At 68.3% G+C, this 14,068-nt stretch carries 11 protein-coding genes; 3 read left to right on the top strand and 8 right to left on the bottom strand.

Going from position 1 to position 14,068, the window contains the following annotated elements; all coding sequences use genetic code 11:
• The first annotated feature begins 2 nt into the window (after positions 1-2).
• The 3 genes from K9U40_RS02870 to K9U40_RS02860 all read left to right on the top strand — a co-directional run bounded on the left by K9U40_RS02870 (position 3) and on the right by K9U40_RS02860 (position 5,722).
• Positions 3-1,199 (top strand): aminotransferase, encoded by a 1,197-nt coding sequence (locus K9U40_RS02870; RefSeq protein WP_282888737.1) that lies wholly within the window; start codon positions 3-5, stop codon positions 1,197-1,199.
• A gap of 338 nt (positions 1,200-1,537) precedes the next feature.
• The gene (locus K9U40_RS02865) at positions 1,538-2,587 is read left to right on the top strand and encodes an efflux RND transporter periplasmic adaptor subunit (RefSeq protein WP_282888736.1); all 1,050 of its coding nucleotides are present in this window, start codon (positions 1,538-1,540) and stop codon (positions 2,585-2,587) included.
• 6 nt (positions 2,588-2,593) lie between these two features.
• Positions 2,594-5,722, top strand: coding sequence for an efflux RND transporter permease subunit (locus K9U40_RS02860; RefSeq protein WP_282888735.1), 3,129 nt, complete (start codon positions 2,594-2,596; stop codon positions 5,720-5,722).
• Positions 5,723-5,744: 22 nt separating this feature from the next.
• Here K9U40_RS02860 and K9U40_RS02855 read toward each other — a convergent pair whose 3' ends face one another.
• From K9U40_RS02855 to K9U40_RS02820, 8 genes are all read right to left on the bottom strand, one after another.
• Entirely contained in the window at positions 5,745-6,074 is a 330-nt protein-coding gene (locus tag K9U40_RS02855; protein ID WP_138398401.1) for a lipid-A-disaccharide synthase N-terminal domain-containing protein, read from the bottom strand.
• Positions 6,074-6,820 carry a glycosyltransferase gene (locus tag K9U40_RS02850; protein ID WP_282888734.1) on the bottom strand — a complete coding sequence of 249 codons (747 nt, stop codon included), beginning with the start codon at positions 6,818-6,820 and terminating at the stop codon, positions 6,074-6,076. The genes K9U40_RS02855 and K9U40_RS02850 overlap by 1 nt, the downstream gene beginning before the upstream one ends.
• Positions 6,817-7,740: a phosphatase PAP2 family protein gene (locus K9U40_RS02845; RefSeq protein ID WP_282888733.1), complete on the bottom strand. Its 924-nt coding sequence runs from the start codon at positions 7,738-7,740 to the stop codon at positions 6,817-6,819. The genes K9U40_RS02850 and K9U40_RS02845 overlap by 4 nt, the downstream gene beginning before the upstream one ends.
• Positions 7,737-9,470, bottom strand: a complete 1,734-nt coding sequence (locus K9U40_RS02840) for an ArnT family glycosyltransferase (protein ID WP_282888732.1) — start codon at positions 9,468-9,470, stop codon at positions 7,737-7,739. Before K9U40_RS02840 ends, K9U40_RS02845 begins: the two co-directional genes overlap by 4 nt.
• A 207-nt stretch (positions 9,471-9,677) precedes the next feature.
• Positions 9,678-9,902 (bottom strand): hemin uptake protein HemP, encoded by a 225-nt coding sequence (locus K9U40_RS02835; RefSeq protein ID WP_282888731.1) that lies wholly within the window; start codon positions 9,900-9,902, stop codon positions 9,678-9,680.
• Positions 9,903-10,518: 616 nt separating this feature from the next.
• Positions 10,519-11,295, bottom strand: a complete 777-nt coding sequence (locus K9U40_RS02830) for an amino acid ABC transporter ATP-binding protein (protein ID WP_282888730.1) — start codon at positions 11,293-11,295, stop codon at positions 10,519-10,521.
• A gap of 15 nt (positions 11,296-11,310) precedes the next feature.
• Positions 11,311-12,741: an amino acid ABC transporter permease gene (locus K9U40_RS02825; protein ID WP_282888729.1), complete on the bottom strand. Its 1,431-nt coding sequence runs from the start codon at positions 12,739-12,741 to the stop codon at positions 11,311-11,313.
• A 1-nt stretch (position 12,742) separates the two neighbouring features.
• The gene (locus tag K9U40_RS02820; RefSeq protein WP_282888728.1) at positions 12,743-14,038 is read right to left on the bottom strand and encodes an amino acid ABC transporter permease; all 1,296 of its coding nucleotides are present in this window, start codon (positions 14,036-14,038) and stop codon (positions 12,743-12,745) included.
• Positions 14,039-14,068 lie beyond the last annotated feature (30 nt).

Raw genomic sequence — 14,068 nt, 5'->3', positions numbered from 1 at the left:
CCATGTCCCTTCTTTCCTCTCCGTCCGCCCGCCCCGCCCGGTCGCTCAACCCGATCTACGCGCAGCTGCCCACCACCATCTTCGAGGTGATGTCGCAGCTCGCCCGCACCCACGAGGCGGTCAATCTGGGCCAGGGCTTCCCGGATGATCCCGGCCCGGAGGACGTACGGCGCAAGGCGGCGGACGCGGTGGTGGACGGCTGGAACCAGTACCCGCCCATGATGGGCCAGCCGGAGCTGCGCGCCGCCGCCGCCGCGCACTATCGCCACTGGCAGGGGCTGGAGCTTGATCCCGACGCCGAGGTGATGGTGACCTCCGGCGCCACCGAGGCGCTGGCCGGCGCGCTCCTCGCCCTCATCGAGCCCGGGGACGAGGTGGTGCTGTTCCAGCCCCTCTACGACGCCTACCTGCCGCTGGTGAAGCGGGCCGGCGGCATTCCGAAGCTGGTGCGGCTCGAGCCGCCGTCCTGGGGCATCACGCGGGAGAAACTTGCCGCCGCCTTCTCCGAACGCACCAAGCTGGTGCTGTTCAACAACCCGCAGAACCCCACCGGCGTCGTCTATGGCCGCGAGGATCTCGCCCTTTTGGCCGAGTTCTGCGTGGCGTTCGACGCCTATGCGGTGTGCGACGAGGTGTGGGAGCACGTCATCTTCGACGGCGTCGCCTTCACCTCGCTCATGGCCCTGCCCGGCATGCGCGAGCGGACGGTGAAGATCTCCTCCGCCGGCAAGATCTTCGGCATGACCGGGTGGAAGGTGGGCCTCGTCTTCGCCGCGCCGGCGCTGATGAAGGTGCTGTCCAAGGCGCACCAGTTCCTCACCTTCACCACCCCGCCCAACCTGCAGGTGGCGGTGGCCTACGGGCTCGGCAAGGCGGACAATTATTTTACCGGCATGCGGTCCGACCTCCAGCGCTCCCGCGACCGCCTGGCGCAGGGGCTCGCCGGTCTCGGCTTCTCGGTCCTGCCCTCGCGGGGCACCTACTTCCTCTCCATCGACCTTTCCGCCCATACCAACGCGGCGGACGACGAGGCCTTCTGCCTCGACCTGGTGCGCACCTTTGGGGTCGCCACCATCCCGGTCTCGGCCTTCTATGCGCAGGACGCGGTGAAGAGCGTGGTCCGCTTCTGCTTCGCCAAGCGCGACGAGACCATCGACCGGGCGCTGGAACGGCTGGCCCAGGTTCCGTTGCTGCGCTGAGCTGATCACGAGTGCGTCATGCCGTCATGGCGCACCGGGAGCGGACCTGACCAAACCTTAATTGGACCGAACCAACGGTTTAGTGTTGCATCGCGGCGAGGCCGGGCCCTGCCCGTCCGTTCGGATTGTGTCCCGATCAGAGCGGTATAAAGGCTTCTGGAAGGCTGGAGACGAACGGCCTGGGCTGAGCGGGCCCGGCTGAATCCGGTTCCGGCGCGGTGTCGATCGAGGTTTGCATGTCCGCCCAGAAGGGATCGCGTAAAGGACGGATCGTAACGGCCGTCCTGTGTCTCGCACTGCTCGGCGCAGGCGCCTGGGTGTGGGACAGGAAGCCGTGGATGAGCGCCGCGGCGCAGAAGCAGCAGAGCCCGCAGGGCCGCGTCGTCGCCGTGCTCGCCGCCAAGGCCGAGCGCACGGCGCTTCCGGTCCGGGTGGAGGCGCTGGGCACCGTGGAATCCATGGTCACCGTGCCGATCCGCTCCCGAGTTGCCGCCGCGGTGGACATGGTCGGCTTTTCCGACGGGGCCTTCGTGAAGGAGGGCGACCTCCTCTACCGGCTCGATTCCCGCGTCATCGACGCCGAGATCCGCCAGGCCGACGCCACTCTCGCCCGCGACAAGGTGCAGCTCGAGAAGCTGCTGCGCGACGTGGAGCGCTATACCGGCCTCGTCACCCGCAACGCCGTCTCGCAGGTGCAGGTTGACGACGCCCGCACTGCCGCCGATGTGCAGAGGGCCGTGGTGGCGCAGGACGAGGCGAACCTTCAGTCCCTCAAGGTGCAGCGCGGCTATTACGACATCCGCTCCCCGGCCTCCGGGCGCATCGGCGTATCCACGGTCCGGCCCGGCGCGGTGATAAGGGTGGACGATACTCTCGCCACCGTGCGCCAGCTGAAGCCTATCTATGTGGCCTTCGGCCTGCCGGAGCGCTACATCGGCGACCTCCGGGCGGCGCAGGACGCCAAGGTCTCCATCATGCTCCAGGGCTCGGGCGAGACCATCTCCGACGGCAGGGTGGCGGTGATCGACAATACGGTGGACCCCCAGACCGGGACCCTGACCGCCCGTGCCATCTTCCCCAATGCCGACGAGCGGCTGTGGCCCGGCACGCTGGGTTCCGTCACCGTGACGCTCCGGGTGGAGAACGACATCGTCGCCGTGCCCAGCGAGGCGGTCCAGAACGGCCAGGACGGCACCTTCGTGTTCGTGGTCGAGGACGGCATCGCCCATGTGCGGCCCGTCACCGCCGCGCGCACGGTGGACGGGCGCACGGTCATCACCAGGGGGCTTTCCGGCAGCGAGACGGTGGTGACCGACGGCCAGCTCTCCTTGAGAAACGGCAGCCGCGTGAACGTGCGCCCCCGCGCCCAGCCCGTGGCCGGGAGCTGAACCGCCATGTTCGCCGAACTGTGCATCCGCCGTCCGGTCATGACGACGCTGATCATGCTGTCGCTGGTGGTGGCGGGCCTGTTCGCCTACCGCCAGCTGCCGGTGGCGGCGCTGCCGCGGGTGGACTTTCCCACCATCAACATCTCCGCGTCCCTGCCCGGTGCCAATCCGGAGACCATGGCGACGGCGGTCGCCACCCCCATCGAGCGCCAGCTGGCCACCATCGCCGGCATCTCCTCGCTCACCTCGTCGTCGACGCAGGGGTCCACCTCCATCACGGTGCAGTTCGACCTCAACCGCAACATCGACGCCGCCGCCCTCGACGTGCAGTCGGCCCTCTCCGTGGCGCAGCGCCAGTTGCCGGACGAGATGACCACGCCGCCGAGCTTCCGCAAGGTCAATCCCGCCGACGCGCCAGTGCTGCTGCTGGTGGTGTCGTCCGATACCCTGCCGCTGTCGGCGGTGAACGAATATGCCGACACGCTGATCGGCCAGCAGATCTCCCAGCTGCCGGGTGTGGCGCAGGTGCAGATCTACGGCACGCAGAAATATGCCGTGCGCATCCGGGTGGATCCTGCTGCCGCGGGCGTGCGCAACATTTCCGCCGACGACATCCAGCGCGCGGTCGCCGCGGCCGCCTCGAACACCCCGCTCGGCGTCATCTCCGGCCCCAAGCAGTCGCAGACCATCGACATGGGCTCCACCAAGGCGGATGCGTCCCAGTTCCGGCGCATCGTGGTGGCGTGGCGCAACGGCGCGCCGGTGCGGCTCGAGGAGATCGCCACCATCAGCGATGGCGTCGAGAACGAGCGGGTGGCGAGCTGGTTCAACGATACCCGCGCCATCGTCCTGGCCGTGGTGCGCCAGCCCGATGCCAACACGGTGAGCGTGGTGGACGAGGTGCGCGCGCGCCTGCCGTCCTTCCGCGCCCAGTTGCCCGGCGCGGTGAGCATCGACGTGTTGATGGACCGCTCCGTCTCCATCCGCGATGCGGTGGCGGACGTGCAGAAGACCCTGTTCGAGGCCATCGTCCTCGTGGTGCTGGTGATCTTCCTGTTCCTGCGCAACGTGCGCGCCACCATCATCCCCTCGCTGGCGCTGCCGCTCTCCATCATCGCCACCTTCGCGGTGATGTGGCTGATGAATTTTTCCATCAACAACATGACGCTCTTGGCGCTCACCCTGTGCGTCGGCTTCGTGGTGGACGACGCCATCGTGGTGCTGGAGAACATCTACCGCCACGTGGAGAATGGCGAGAAGCCCTTCCGCGCCGCCATACGCGGCTCGCGGGAGATCGGCTTCACCATCATCTCCATGACGCTGTCGCTGGTGGCGGTGTTCATCCCCGTTCTGTTCATGGGCGGTGTGGTGGGGCGCGTGTTCCGCGAGTTCGCGGTCACCATCTCCGTCGCCATCCTGGTCTCGGGCTTCGTCTCGCTGACGCTGACGCCCATGCTGTGCGCCCGCGTGATGAAGGCGCCGGACCACACCAGGAAGCCGTCCGCCTTCTTCCGCCTCACCGAGCGCATGTTCGACGCCTGGCTCGGCGCCTACCGGGTGAGCCTCGATTTCGTGCTGCGGCACCGGCCGTTCATGCTGCTGGTGACGCTCGCGACGGTGGGGCTCTCGGTCTACCTCTACATCATCATCCCCAAGGGCTTCTTCCCGCAGGAGGATAACGGCTTCATCACCGGCACGGTGGAGGCGGCCACCGATTCATCCTTCGACGCCATGGTGGAGCGGCAGAAGCAGGTGGCGGCCGCCGTGCGCGCCGACCCGGACGTGGACTATCTGGTCTCCACCGCCGGCGCCACCGGCATCAGCCGCACCACCAATACCGGCCGCCTGTTCATTGCTCTGAAGCCGCGCTCCGAGCGCTTGCTCTCGGCCGACGGGGTGATCCAGAACCTGCGGCGCCGGGTGGCGCAAGTGCCGGGCGTAAACGTGTTCTTCCAGCCGGTGCAGAACATCTCGGTGGGCGGCGTCGCCTCCAAGAGCCAGTTCCAGTACACGCTCCAGAGCGCGGACACCCATGCCCTCTACACCGTCGCCAAGGACATGGAGCAGCGCCTCGCCACGCTTCCGGGCCTGCGCGACGTGACCTCCGACCTGCAGATCACCAATCCGCAGATCACCATCGTCCTCGACAAGGACAAGGCGGCGGCGCTCGGGATCACCGAGCAGCAGCTGCGCGATGCCCTCTACACCCAGTTCGGCACCCGGCAGATCGCGACGCTCTACACCTCCACCAACCAGTACGCGATCATCGCCGAGGTGCAGCCGCGCTTCCAGCGCGAGCCGGGCGACATCGGCCGGGTCTATCTGCGCACCTCGTCGGGTGGGGTGGTGCCGCTGGAGACGGTGGCCAACATCACCCGCACGGTGGGGCCGCTCTCGGTGCAGCACCAGCAGCAGCAGCCGGCGGTGACCATCTCCTTCAACCTCGCCCCCGGAACGGCACTGGGCCAGGCGGTGGAGCAGATCGAGGCCGCGGCGGCGGCGGCCTCGATCCCGGCCAGCATCAGCACGGGATTCCAGGGCAATGCCCAGGTGTTCCAGGATTCGCTCTCCAACCAGCCGCTGCTCATCCTCGCGGCGGTGGTGGTGATCTATATCGTGCTGGGCATCCTCTACGAGAGCTTCATCCACCCCATCACCATCCTGTCTGGACTGCCCTCGGCGGGCATCGGGGCGCTCATCACGCTCATGGTGGCGGGCATGGAACTGTCGGTGATCGCCATCATCGGCATCATCATGCTGGTGGGCATCGTGAAGAAGAACGCCATCATGATGATCGACGTGGCGCTGGAGCGCCGCCGCGCCGGGACCGATGCCGCGGACGCCATCCGCGAGGCGGCGCTGCTGCGCTTCCGCCCCATCATGATGACCACCCTCGCCGCTATCTTCGGCGTGCTGCCCATCGCGCTCGGGGCGGGGGCGGGCTCGGAGCTGCGCCAGCCCCTGGGCGTGGCGGTGGTGGGCGGGCTGCTGCTGTCGCAGCTTCTCACGCTCTACATCACGCCGGTGATCTATCTCTATCTCGACCGGCTGGACGGCGTGGTGCACCACGCCATCTCTGGCCGCCACGCCGAGCCGGCGCCGAAGCCCGTCCCGGAGCGGATCGCGGCGGAGTAGGGCGGGCGCTCCCGGTTCCCCCTCAGGTCACCGAGCGGGCGGCGCGGCGTTCGCGCAGGGCGAATTGCAGGTTGCGGATATAGATGAAGGTGGACAGCGCCTGCCCGGCGATGAACACCGGATCGCGCCGGTAAAGCGCGTAGATCAGGAGCAGCGTGCCGCCGCCCAGCGAAAAGGTCCAGAAGGCGAAGGGGATCACCGAGCGCTGCGCCTTCTCGCTGGCAATCCACTGCACCACGAAGCGCATGGTGAACATGATCTGGGCCACGAGACCCAGCACCACCCACCAGTCGAACTGGTCGATGAAGACGTCGTGCAGGTAATCGCCGATCTGGCTGAGGTAATAGATCATCAGCCACGCTCCACCACGTGCGGAACGCGCCGGCGCTGCACCAGCCACCACACGCCGAAGAGATCCAGGATCCCGACGCCGAAGCGGTTCCAGAAGCCGTATTTGGACACGCCGGACCAGCGCTCGCGGTCCACCACCTTCACGGTGCGGGTCTCATAGCCCTCGCGCCGCACCAGCGCCGCCATGAAGCGATGCTGCCCGTCGAACAGGGGCAGGCGCAGGTGCAGGTCGCGCCGCACCGCCTTCAGGCCGCATCCGGTGTCGCGCGAGCCGTCGTTCAGCAGGCTGTTGCGGATGCGGTTGGCGAGGCGCGACTGGAAGCGCTTGAAGCGCGTGTCCTTGCGCCCCTGCCGCTCGCCCTGGACCATGCCAATGCGCGATCCGCCCTCGTCCATCACCCGCACCATCTCGGGGAGGTAGGCCGGATTGTTCTGCCCGTCGCCGTCGAGCAGCAGCAGGATGTCGCCTTGCGCCGCGCGGGCGCCGGTGTCGACACCCGCGGTCTTGCCGCAGGATTTCTCGTGCACGAGGATGCGCAGATAGGGCCGCGTCTGCGCCGCCTTCCGCAGGTTGGCGAGGGTGGCGTCGGTGGAGCCGTCATCCACGAAGATGAGCTCGAACGCCTCGGCGACGAGGGCGCGGTCGATCTCCTCGATCAGCGGGAGGACGTTGTCCGCCTCGTCTTTCACGGAAATGACCACCGACAATCGGGGGGCCGCGGACGCATTGGCAACGGGAGAGGTCACGGTCTCGCCTCTTCGACTGGAACGGCGGAGCTGAAAGCGGCGCGGGGCACAAGGCGACCGAGCCGGCGCGCGGATGGACCCGCCATGGGCGCGATCCGGCCCGCGGCGTCAACCTGGAACACCAGCCGGCGCGCCGCGAACAGGCGGATCATCCACAGGGCGAAGGCCGATCCGACAGCGGCGCCGGCGATCACGTCGCTCGGGAAATGGGAGCCGAGCGCAACCCGCGTCGCCGCCACCGGGACGGCGAGCGCGAGCAGCCAGGCACGGGCGCGCGGAAACAGCGCGGCAAACGCCATCGCCGCGGCGAAGGTGGTGGTTGAATGGCCCGAGGGGAAGGAGGCGAAGCTCGATTTCCACGCCAGCACATGGAAGGTGAGCTCGGGATTGGGTCCCGGCAAGGCCAGGGCGGCGTGGGGCCGCGCCCGGCCGAGCATGTGCTTGAAGATGGAAACCCCGAGCCCCACCGGCGCGACGGCGAGGAACAGGAAGCCGATGCGCGCGGCGACGCTCGCGGCGATGCGCCGGGTCACGGCATCGCCCGCATGGGTCAGGAGCAGCGCATAAGCGAGGCCGATGCCGAGCGGCCACAGCACCACGCCGCTGAAGCCGAGATCGGTGAGGCGCTCGGACAGGACGATAAGCCATACCGGCAGCCTGTGACGCAGACCTGCCACCATCGGGTCCACCAGGATCATGGCCGCCGCCGTCAGCCCTGCCGCCAGCAGGATGAAGGCGAGGATTTCCCACCGGCCCGCGAAGCCGAGGCGGGGCAGGGGAGTGCCGATCCGGCGCCGCACGAGATAGGACAGTGCCTGCCCGATGGAGAAGACCAGCAGCCGCACCCCCTCGGCCGCCTGCGTGATCGCATGGCGGACCGGCGCGTGCGGCACCCCTCCGGGGGCGGCCTCAGCCGTCACGGGGCGGCCTCGTCCGAGCGGAACACGGTGATCGCCACCTGCCGCCCGCCATTGTAGGTGAAGCCCGAAAGCGTCCCGACGGCGTGATATTTCAGCCCGATCTCGGTGGCCTTGGTCTCGAAGAAGGGAATGAAGCGGGTGTCGATGAAGGCGAGGGCGCAGCCGCCCTGCTTCAGCAGCACCGCCGCCGCGTCGGGCAGGATGTAGTTGATCTTCGTGCCCACGAGGAAGACGAGGCTCGGCTCCTGGTAGGGGAAGGAGGCGATCTTCTCGGCCGGGCAGCCCTCGTCGCGGGCCACCTGGGCGAGGTGCTCGGAGATCCACAGGGCGCGCATCTGCGGCAGCATCACCTGATAGACCGCGATGAACAGCACCAGGGCCCCAACCAAGGCAGTGAGGAACGCGCCTTCGATGCCCACGCGCGCAAACGCCCGCGCCGCGCTCCACAGCAGCACGACGGCGAGGATGAGCAGCGGCCATGCGGCAAGGCCGAAGCCGCTGCCGAACCACAGATAGGCGCCGCCGAGCGCCAGCGACAGCACGATGGCGAGCACCGGCCACAGCCAGACGAGGCCGCCGAGCCGGCTTCCCGCCTTGGCCATGGCGCCGCGCTCCACCGCCAGCGCCACCAGGATGGCGAGCGCGGGGTAGAGCGGCAGCACATAATGGGGGAGCTTGGTGGCGGCGATCTCGAACACCAGCCAGCCCGGCACCAGCCAGCACAGCAGGAAGCGGACCTTCTCCTCGCGCCGGGCGCGCCAGACGAAGGGCGCGGCCATGGCGACGAGGGCCACGGACGGCCAGAAGGTGCCCCACACCGCCAGCAAATAGGTACCGGGCGGGCCCCAGTGCCCCTCGGCGCCGTCGGCCACCTTGCCCAGCATGTCCACGCCCACGGCGTGCTGGTAGAAGGCGCCGTCGGTCACATAATAGATGGCGACGAACCAGGGCAGCACCAGCAGCAGGCACCAGGCGAGGCCCGGAAGCGGCTTCAGCGGCTTCAGGAAGCCGCCCGAGCGCTCCACCACCGCCAGCGCCGCCACTGCGAGGCCCACGAACAGGGGCGCCATGGGCCCCTTGATGAGGATGCCGGCGGCCAGCGAAGTCCAGAAGATGGCGGCGAGCTTCAGGTCGCCCGCGCGCTCCGCGGCCGGACGCATATAGGCCCGCGCCAGCGCGCCGAAGGAGGCGATGATGGTGAAGAGCAGGACCGCATCGGTCTTGGCGAGGCGCGCCTCCACCCCAAGCAGCACGCATCCCGCCATCATCAGGCCGGCGAGGAGGGCCCCGCGGCGGGTGACGAAGGCGAGGGCGGTCCAGTAGGTGAGCAGCACCGCGCCGATGGCGGCGCACAGGGACGGCAGGCGATAGAGCCAGATGGAATAGAGCGCGGAAGGACCGATGACCGCCTCGCCGGCCTTCACCGTCGCGGCCTGGAGCCAGTAGATGCCCACCGGCTTCTTGTGGCGGGCCTGGGTGTGGAAGCGGATGTCCACGAAATTGCCGCTCTCCAGCATCTGCTTGGTGGCCTGCGCGAAGCGGGCCTCGTCGCGGTCGATGGGCGAGAGCTGGAAGAAGCCGGGCAGGAAGGCGAGAAGCGCCACGGCCACGAGCAGCAGGCTGGCGCGGCCATGGCGCGCCGAGGCAACGTCCAGGAGGCGAACGAGGCGCCGGGGCAGGTCGAGGTCGAACGCCCGGCGCGTGTTGGACGCGGGCTCTGAGATGGCCATGCTTCTGTCTGGATCCGCTGAAATCGGCGCGGACAATAGCAGAAACGCCCGTGCCGAAAAGGGCCGGACGATCGGCGCGCGGCGCGCCTTTCGCCGGGGGCGGCCCTGATGCAGGCCAAAGGCGGCAAAGGAAAGGCACGGGGCGAGCCCTCGCGGCGGCGCCCGGCCGCCTCGTGGCGGCGTGCCGCCGCAGGGGGCGGGGACGGGCTATTTGGTGAGGATGAGCTTGTTCTGGGCCGTGAGGCGCAACTGATAGGTGTGCTCGCCATGGGTGATGGTCACGAGCCGTCCGGCGGCGAACAGGTCGCGGCTGTCGAGCTGTGTATCGGTCATGGGAATGGTGCGGCAGGCGCGCTGCGCGCCCCTCACCGCTCCGTCTTCACCCACCTGCACGCCGAAGAGGCCGGCGCCACCATGTTCATGCCTGCTCATTTTTGAATCGCTCCAGATCAGCAGGTGCGCCCGTCAGCACAATCGGGACTTCAGGGCCAGTTTAGAAGCATTCAATACTAGAATACCGCTTCATAGTCCTTGAGTAATACATCAGTGTCCGAAGATCAACTCCCGGCACAGGTGCTGGCCACCGCGCGCTGGGTGGAAAAGGGCTGCGGATCTGTCAGCGGGTGGTGAGGCGGCTGGATGGGGAGTTTCGGCGGTGCTGGTGGGCGGGCCCGAACCCGTGGCCGGGGGAGATCCGGCCGATGGCCGTCGCTGGCGGGGCGAGAGCGCGATCGCGGCAGCAGCCGAGACGGAGGGACGGGAGCGCGGCACGGGCGGGGATGCGCGCCGATGCCCGCGCGCCGGCGAGGCCGAGGGAGTTCAGTGTCGTCCGGCCCGCGCGACCCGGGGGATTGGCGGCAGGCAGGTGCCGCCGATGCCGCGGCGGGTTGAGGGTGATGCCGTCGCGGGCCTGCGCGGGGCGCGCTCAAGGGCCCCGTCCGGGCCCTGTCGTGAGGGGCCGGCGCGCACTCCGCCGGGTCACCGCCGGTGCCGCGTTTCACGTTGAGGCGCCACGCGCCCGCCCTGCCGCGCACGGCCCGGCCGCTCCTCAGTGCAGGATCTGGCTCAGGAACAGCTTGGTGCGCTCGTGCTGCGGGTTGGAGAAGAAGGCATTGGGCTCGTTCATCTCGATGATCTGGCCCGCATCCATGAAGATCACCCGGTTCGCCACCTGCCGCGCGAAACCCATCTCGTGGGTCACGCACAGCATGGTCATGCCGTCATGGGCGAGGCTCACCATGGTGTCGAGCACCTCCTTCACCATCTCGGGGTCGAGGGCGGAGGTGGGCTCGTCGAACAGCATGATGCGCGGACGCATGCAGAGCGCGCGGGCGATGGCCACGCGCTGCTGCTGGCCGCCGGAGAGCTGGCCGGGATATTTGTGCGCCTGGTGGGGGATCTTCACCTTCTCGAGGAAGTGCATGGCGAGGTCCTCGGCCTCCTTCTTCGGCATCTTGCGCACCCACATGGGCGCGAGTGTGCAGTTCTCGAGGATGGTGAGGTGCGGGAACAGGTTGAAGTGCTGGAAGCACATGCCCACCTCGCGGCGCACCTGGTCGATGTGCTTGAGGTCGTCGGTCAGCTCGATGCCGTCCACGACGATGCGGCCCTTCTGGTGCTCCTCCAGCCGGTTGATGCAGCGGATGAGGGTGGACTTGCCCGAGCCCGAAGGCCCGCAGATGACCAGCCGCTCGCCGCGCTCCACCGTGAGGTTCACGTCGCGCAGCACGTGGAAATCCCCGTACCACTTGTTCACGCCGACCAGCTCCACGGCGATCTTCGGGGCGGTGGCCTCGGTCTGGGCGATGATGGGGTCGGTGCTCATGGGTCGCCCTTTCGATCAGTGACGCTGGGCCCGGTCGAGGCGCTTTTCCAGCGCCATCGAATACCGGGACATGCCGAAGCAGAAGACGAAGTAGATGATGCCGGCGAAGCCGAAACCGGTGAACAGTGTGGTGGGCGAGGCCCAGCTGGGATCGGTGAAGGCCGCGCGCATGGAGCCGAGCAGGTCGAAGATGGAGACGATCAGCACCAGCGTCGTGTCCTTGAACAGGCCGATGAAGTTGTTGACGATGCCGGGGATCACCATCTTCAGCGCCTGCGGCAGCACCACGAGGCGCATCATCAGCCCCGGCCTGAGGCCCAACGCCATGGCGCCCTCATACTGGCCCTTGGGGATGGCCTGGAGGCCGCCCCGCACCACCTCCGCCATGTAGGCCGAGGCGAACAGCGCCACGCCCACCAGCGCCCGGAGCAGGCCGTCGATGGTGAAGCGCCCGGGCAGGAACAAGGGCAGCATGTAGGTGGCGAAGAACAGCACCGTGATGAGCGGCACGCCGCGCCAGAACTCGATGAAGATGATGGACAGCGCCTTCACCAGCGGCAGCTTGGAGCGCCGCCCGAGCGCCAAAAGGATGCCGAACGGCAGCGACACCGTGATGCCCGTGACCGCGATCACGAGCGTCACGAGCAGGCCGCCCCACAGCCGGGTTTCCACCTGCGGCAGGCCGAGGTCGATATCCATCGCGAAGATGATGAGGCCGAGCAGGCCGAGCATGCTGAGCGTGGCCTTCGCCGCGGCCGGCCCCGCTTCCGGCCCCGCGACGAAGCGCGAGACCAGGAAGGCGATGGCGGTGACGATAACCGTGGAGACGACGAAGTCGATCCAGAAGCTGGCGCGCAGGCCCTGCACCGAGCCGCCCGAGGTGAACAGGTCGCCGAAGCCGATCGAACCGATCGAGCCGACCAGGAAGCGCTGCATGTCGAGATTGCCGCCGGTGAGCAGCACGAAGGCGACCACCGGGAACACGCCGAAGAACGCGATGGCGTTGAGGCGCTTGCCGGGCAGCTTCTGGATCAGCAGCGGCAGCAGCAGGATGGCGCCGAGGGCATAGACCACGTTCACGCGCCAGCGCTCGCTCGCCGGATAGAAGCCGTAGAGCAGCTGGTCCATCTTGGCCCAGATGAAGGGCCAGCACGCACCGACGGGCCGCCCCACCTTCTCGGGCAGGCAGGCCTCGCGGCTGGTGCCGGTCCACACCGCGTCGATGAGGAAGAATTTGATGAGCGGCGGGACGGTCACATAGACCAGCCAGATGCCGAACAGGGTCAGGAGCACCTGCGGCACCGAGCCGACCAGGTGCTGGCGCACCCACAGCACGGGGCCGCGGGTCGAGACCGGGGCCGGCTCCGGCTCGCGCAAGGCGGCGGAAACGAAGGCCTGGGCCGGGGAGACCCCGGGGCGGGAGAGGGGGGCGGTGGTGTCGCTCATCTCACCGCTCCACCAGCGCGACGCGCTTGTTGTACCAGCCCATGATCATGGACGTGACGATGGAGATGGTCAGGTAGACCGCCATGGTCACCGCGATGATCTCGATGGCCTGTCCGGTCTGGTTCAGTGTCGTGCCGGCGAAGACCGCGAACAGGTCCGGATAGCCCACCGCGACGCCCAGCGAGGAGTTCTTGGTGAGGTTGAGATACTGGCTGGTGAGCGGCGGCACGATCACCCGCATGGCCTGCGGGATGATGACGAGGCGCAGCGTCGGCCCGCTCCTCAGGCCGAGGGAGTGTGCCGCCTCGCTCTGGCCCTTGGAGACCGCGAGGATGCCCGAGCGCACGATCTCGGCGATGAAGCCGCCGGTATAGATGGCGAGCGCCAAAAGCAGCGAGACGAATTCGGGGATGACGCGAACCCCGCCGACGAAGTTGAAGCCGCGCAGCTCCGGCGTCTCGATGCTGACGGGATTGCCCACGGCGTAGGACGCCGCCAGCGGCAGCACGATGATGAGGGCGAGGCCGGTCCAGAATGCCGGGAACGGCTTGCCCGTCGCCTCGCGCCGCTTCTTCGCCCACAGGCCGATGAGCACGCTCGCCACCACCGCCGCCACGAGGGCGTAGAGGATGGCCATGGAGCCGTCCTCGAAGATGGGACGGGGCAGGACGAGGCCGCGATTGTTCACGAACACGGACGGTGCCGACAGGCCCGCCGCGAAGCCGGAAAGCGGGTTGCCGAGGAAGCCGAGCCCGATGGCCGACAGGCCGGAGCCGATGGAGCCGAGCAGCGGCTGCAGGCCGAAGCCCCAGCTCTGCCGCGGGCCGGGCAGGGTCGAGAGCACGGCGAGGTACCAGAACATGATCTGGAACAGCGGCGGCAGGTTGCGGGTGACTTCCACATAGGCGGAGGCGAGGGCCTTGATCACCACGTTCTTCGACAGGCGGGCGACGCCCATCACGAAGCCGATGAGGGTGGCGAGGATGACGCCGAGAAAGGCCACCAGGAGGGTGTTCAGCAGGCCCACCACGAAGGCGCGGCCGTAGCTCATGGATTCGTTGTAGGGGATGAGCGACTGGCTGATGGCGAAGCCGGCGCGATTGTCGAGGAAGCCGAAGCCGGAGGCGATGCCGAGCCGGGAGAGGTTGGCCGTCGCATTGGCATAGAACGACCAGACCAGCCACACCATGATGAGCGCCAGGACGATCTGGATCACCGAGGAGCGCAGCTTGGGATCCGTCCACGACCAGCGACGGCGTGACGCCGCCGGTGGCCCCGAAAGGCGAGCATCCGACATGGTACCCCCGAAAAGTGCGGGCTTTTGAGC

The organism is Xanthobacter autotrophicus (assembly GCF_030015065.1).
In the GTDB taxonomy this organism is placed as follows: domain Bacteria; phylum Pseudomonadota; class Alphaproteobacteria; order Rhizobiales; family Xanthobacteraceae; genus Xanthobacter; species Xanthobacter autotrophicus_D.
This window is presented reverse-complemented; position numbering and strand designations above follow the sequence as displayed.

Bases quoted from the DNA above. Each gene is read 5' to 3' on its own strand.
- K9U40_RS02825 (WP_282888729.1), bottom strand. From the start codon at position 12,741: ATGAGCGACACCACCGCCCCCCTCTCCCGCCCCGGGGTCTCCCCGGCC.
- K9U40_RS02820 (WP_282888728.1), bottom strand. From the start codon at position 14,038: ATGTCGGATGCTCGCCTTTCGGGGCCACCGGCGGCGTCACGCCGTCGC.
- K9U40_RS02870 (WP_282888737.1), top strand. From the start codon at position 3: ATGTCCCTTCTTTCCTCTCCGTCCGCCCGCCCCGCCCGGTCGCTCAAC.
- K9U40_RS02840 (WP_282888732.1), bottom strand. From the start codon at position 9,470: ATGGCCATCTCAGAGCCCGCGTCCAACACGCGCCGGGCGTTCGACCTC.
- K9U40_RS02830 (WP_282888730.1), bottom strand. From the start codon at position 11,295: ATGAGCACCGACCCCATCATCGCCCAGACCGAGGCCACCGCCCCGAAG.
- K9U40_RS02865 (WP_282888736.1), top strand. From the start codon at position 1,538: ATGAGCGCCGCGGCGCAGAAGCAGCAGAGCCCGCAGGGCCGCGTCGTC.
- K9U40_RS02860 (WP_282888735.1), top strand. From the start codon at position 2,594: ATGTTCGCCGAACTGTGCATCCGCCGTCCGGTCATGACGACGCTGATC.
- K9U40_RS02855 (WP_138398401.1), bottom strand. From the start codon at position 6,074: ATGATCTATTACCTCAGCCAGATCGGCGATTACCTGCACGACGTCTTC.
- K9U40_RS02835 (WP_282888731.1), bottom strand. From the start codon at position 9,902: ATGAGCAGGCATGAACATGGTGGCGCCGGCCTCTTCGGCGTGCAGGTG.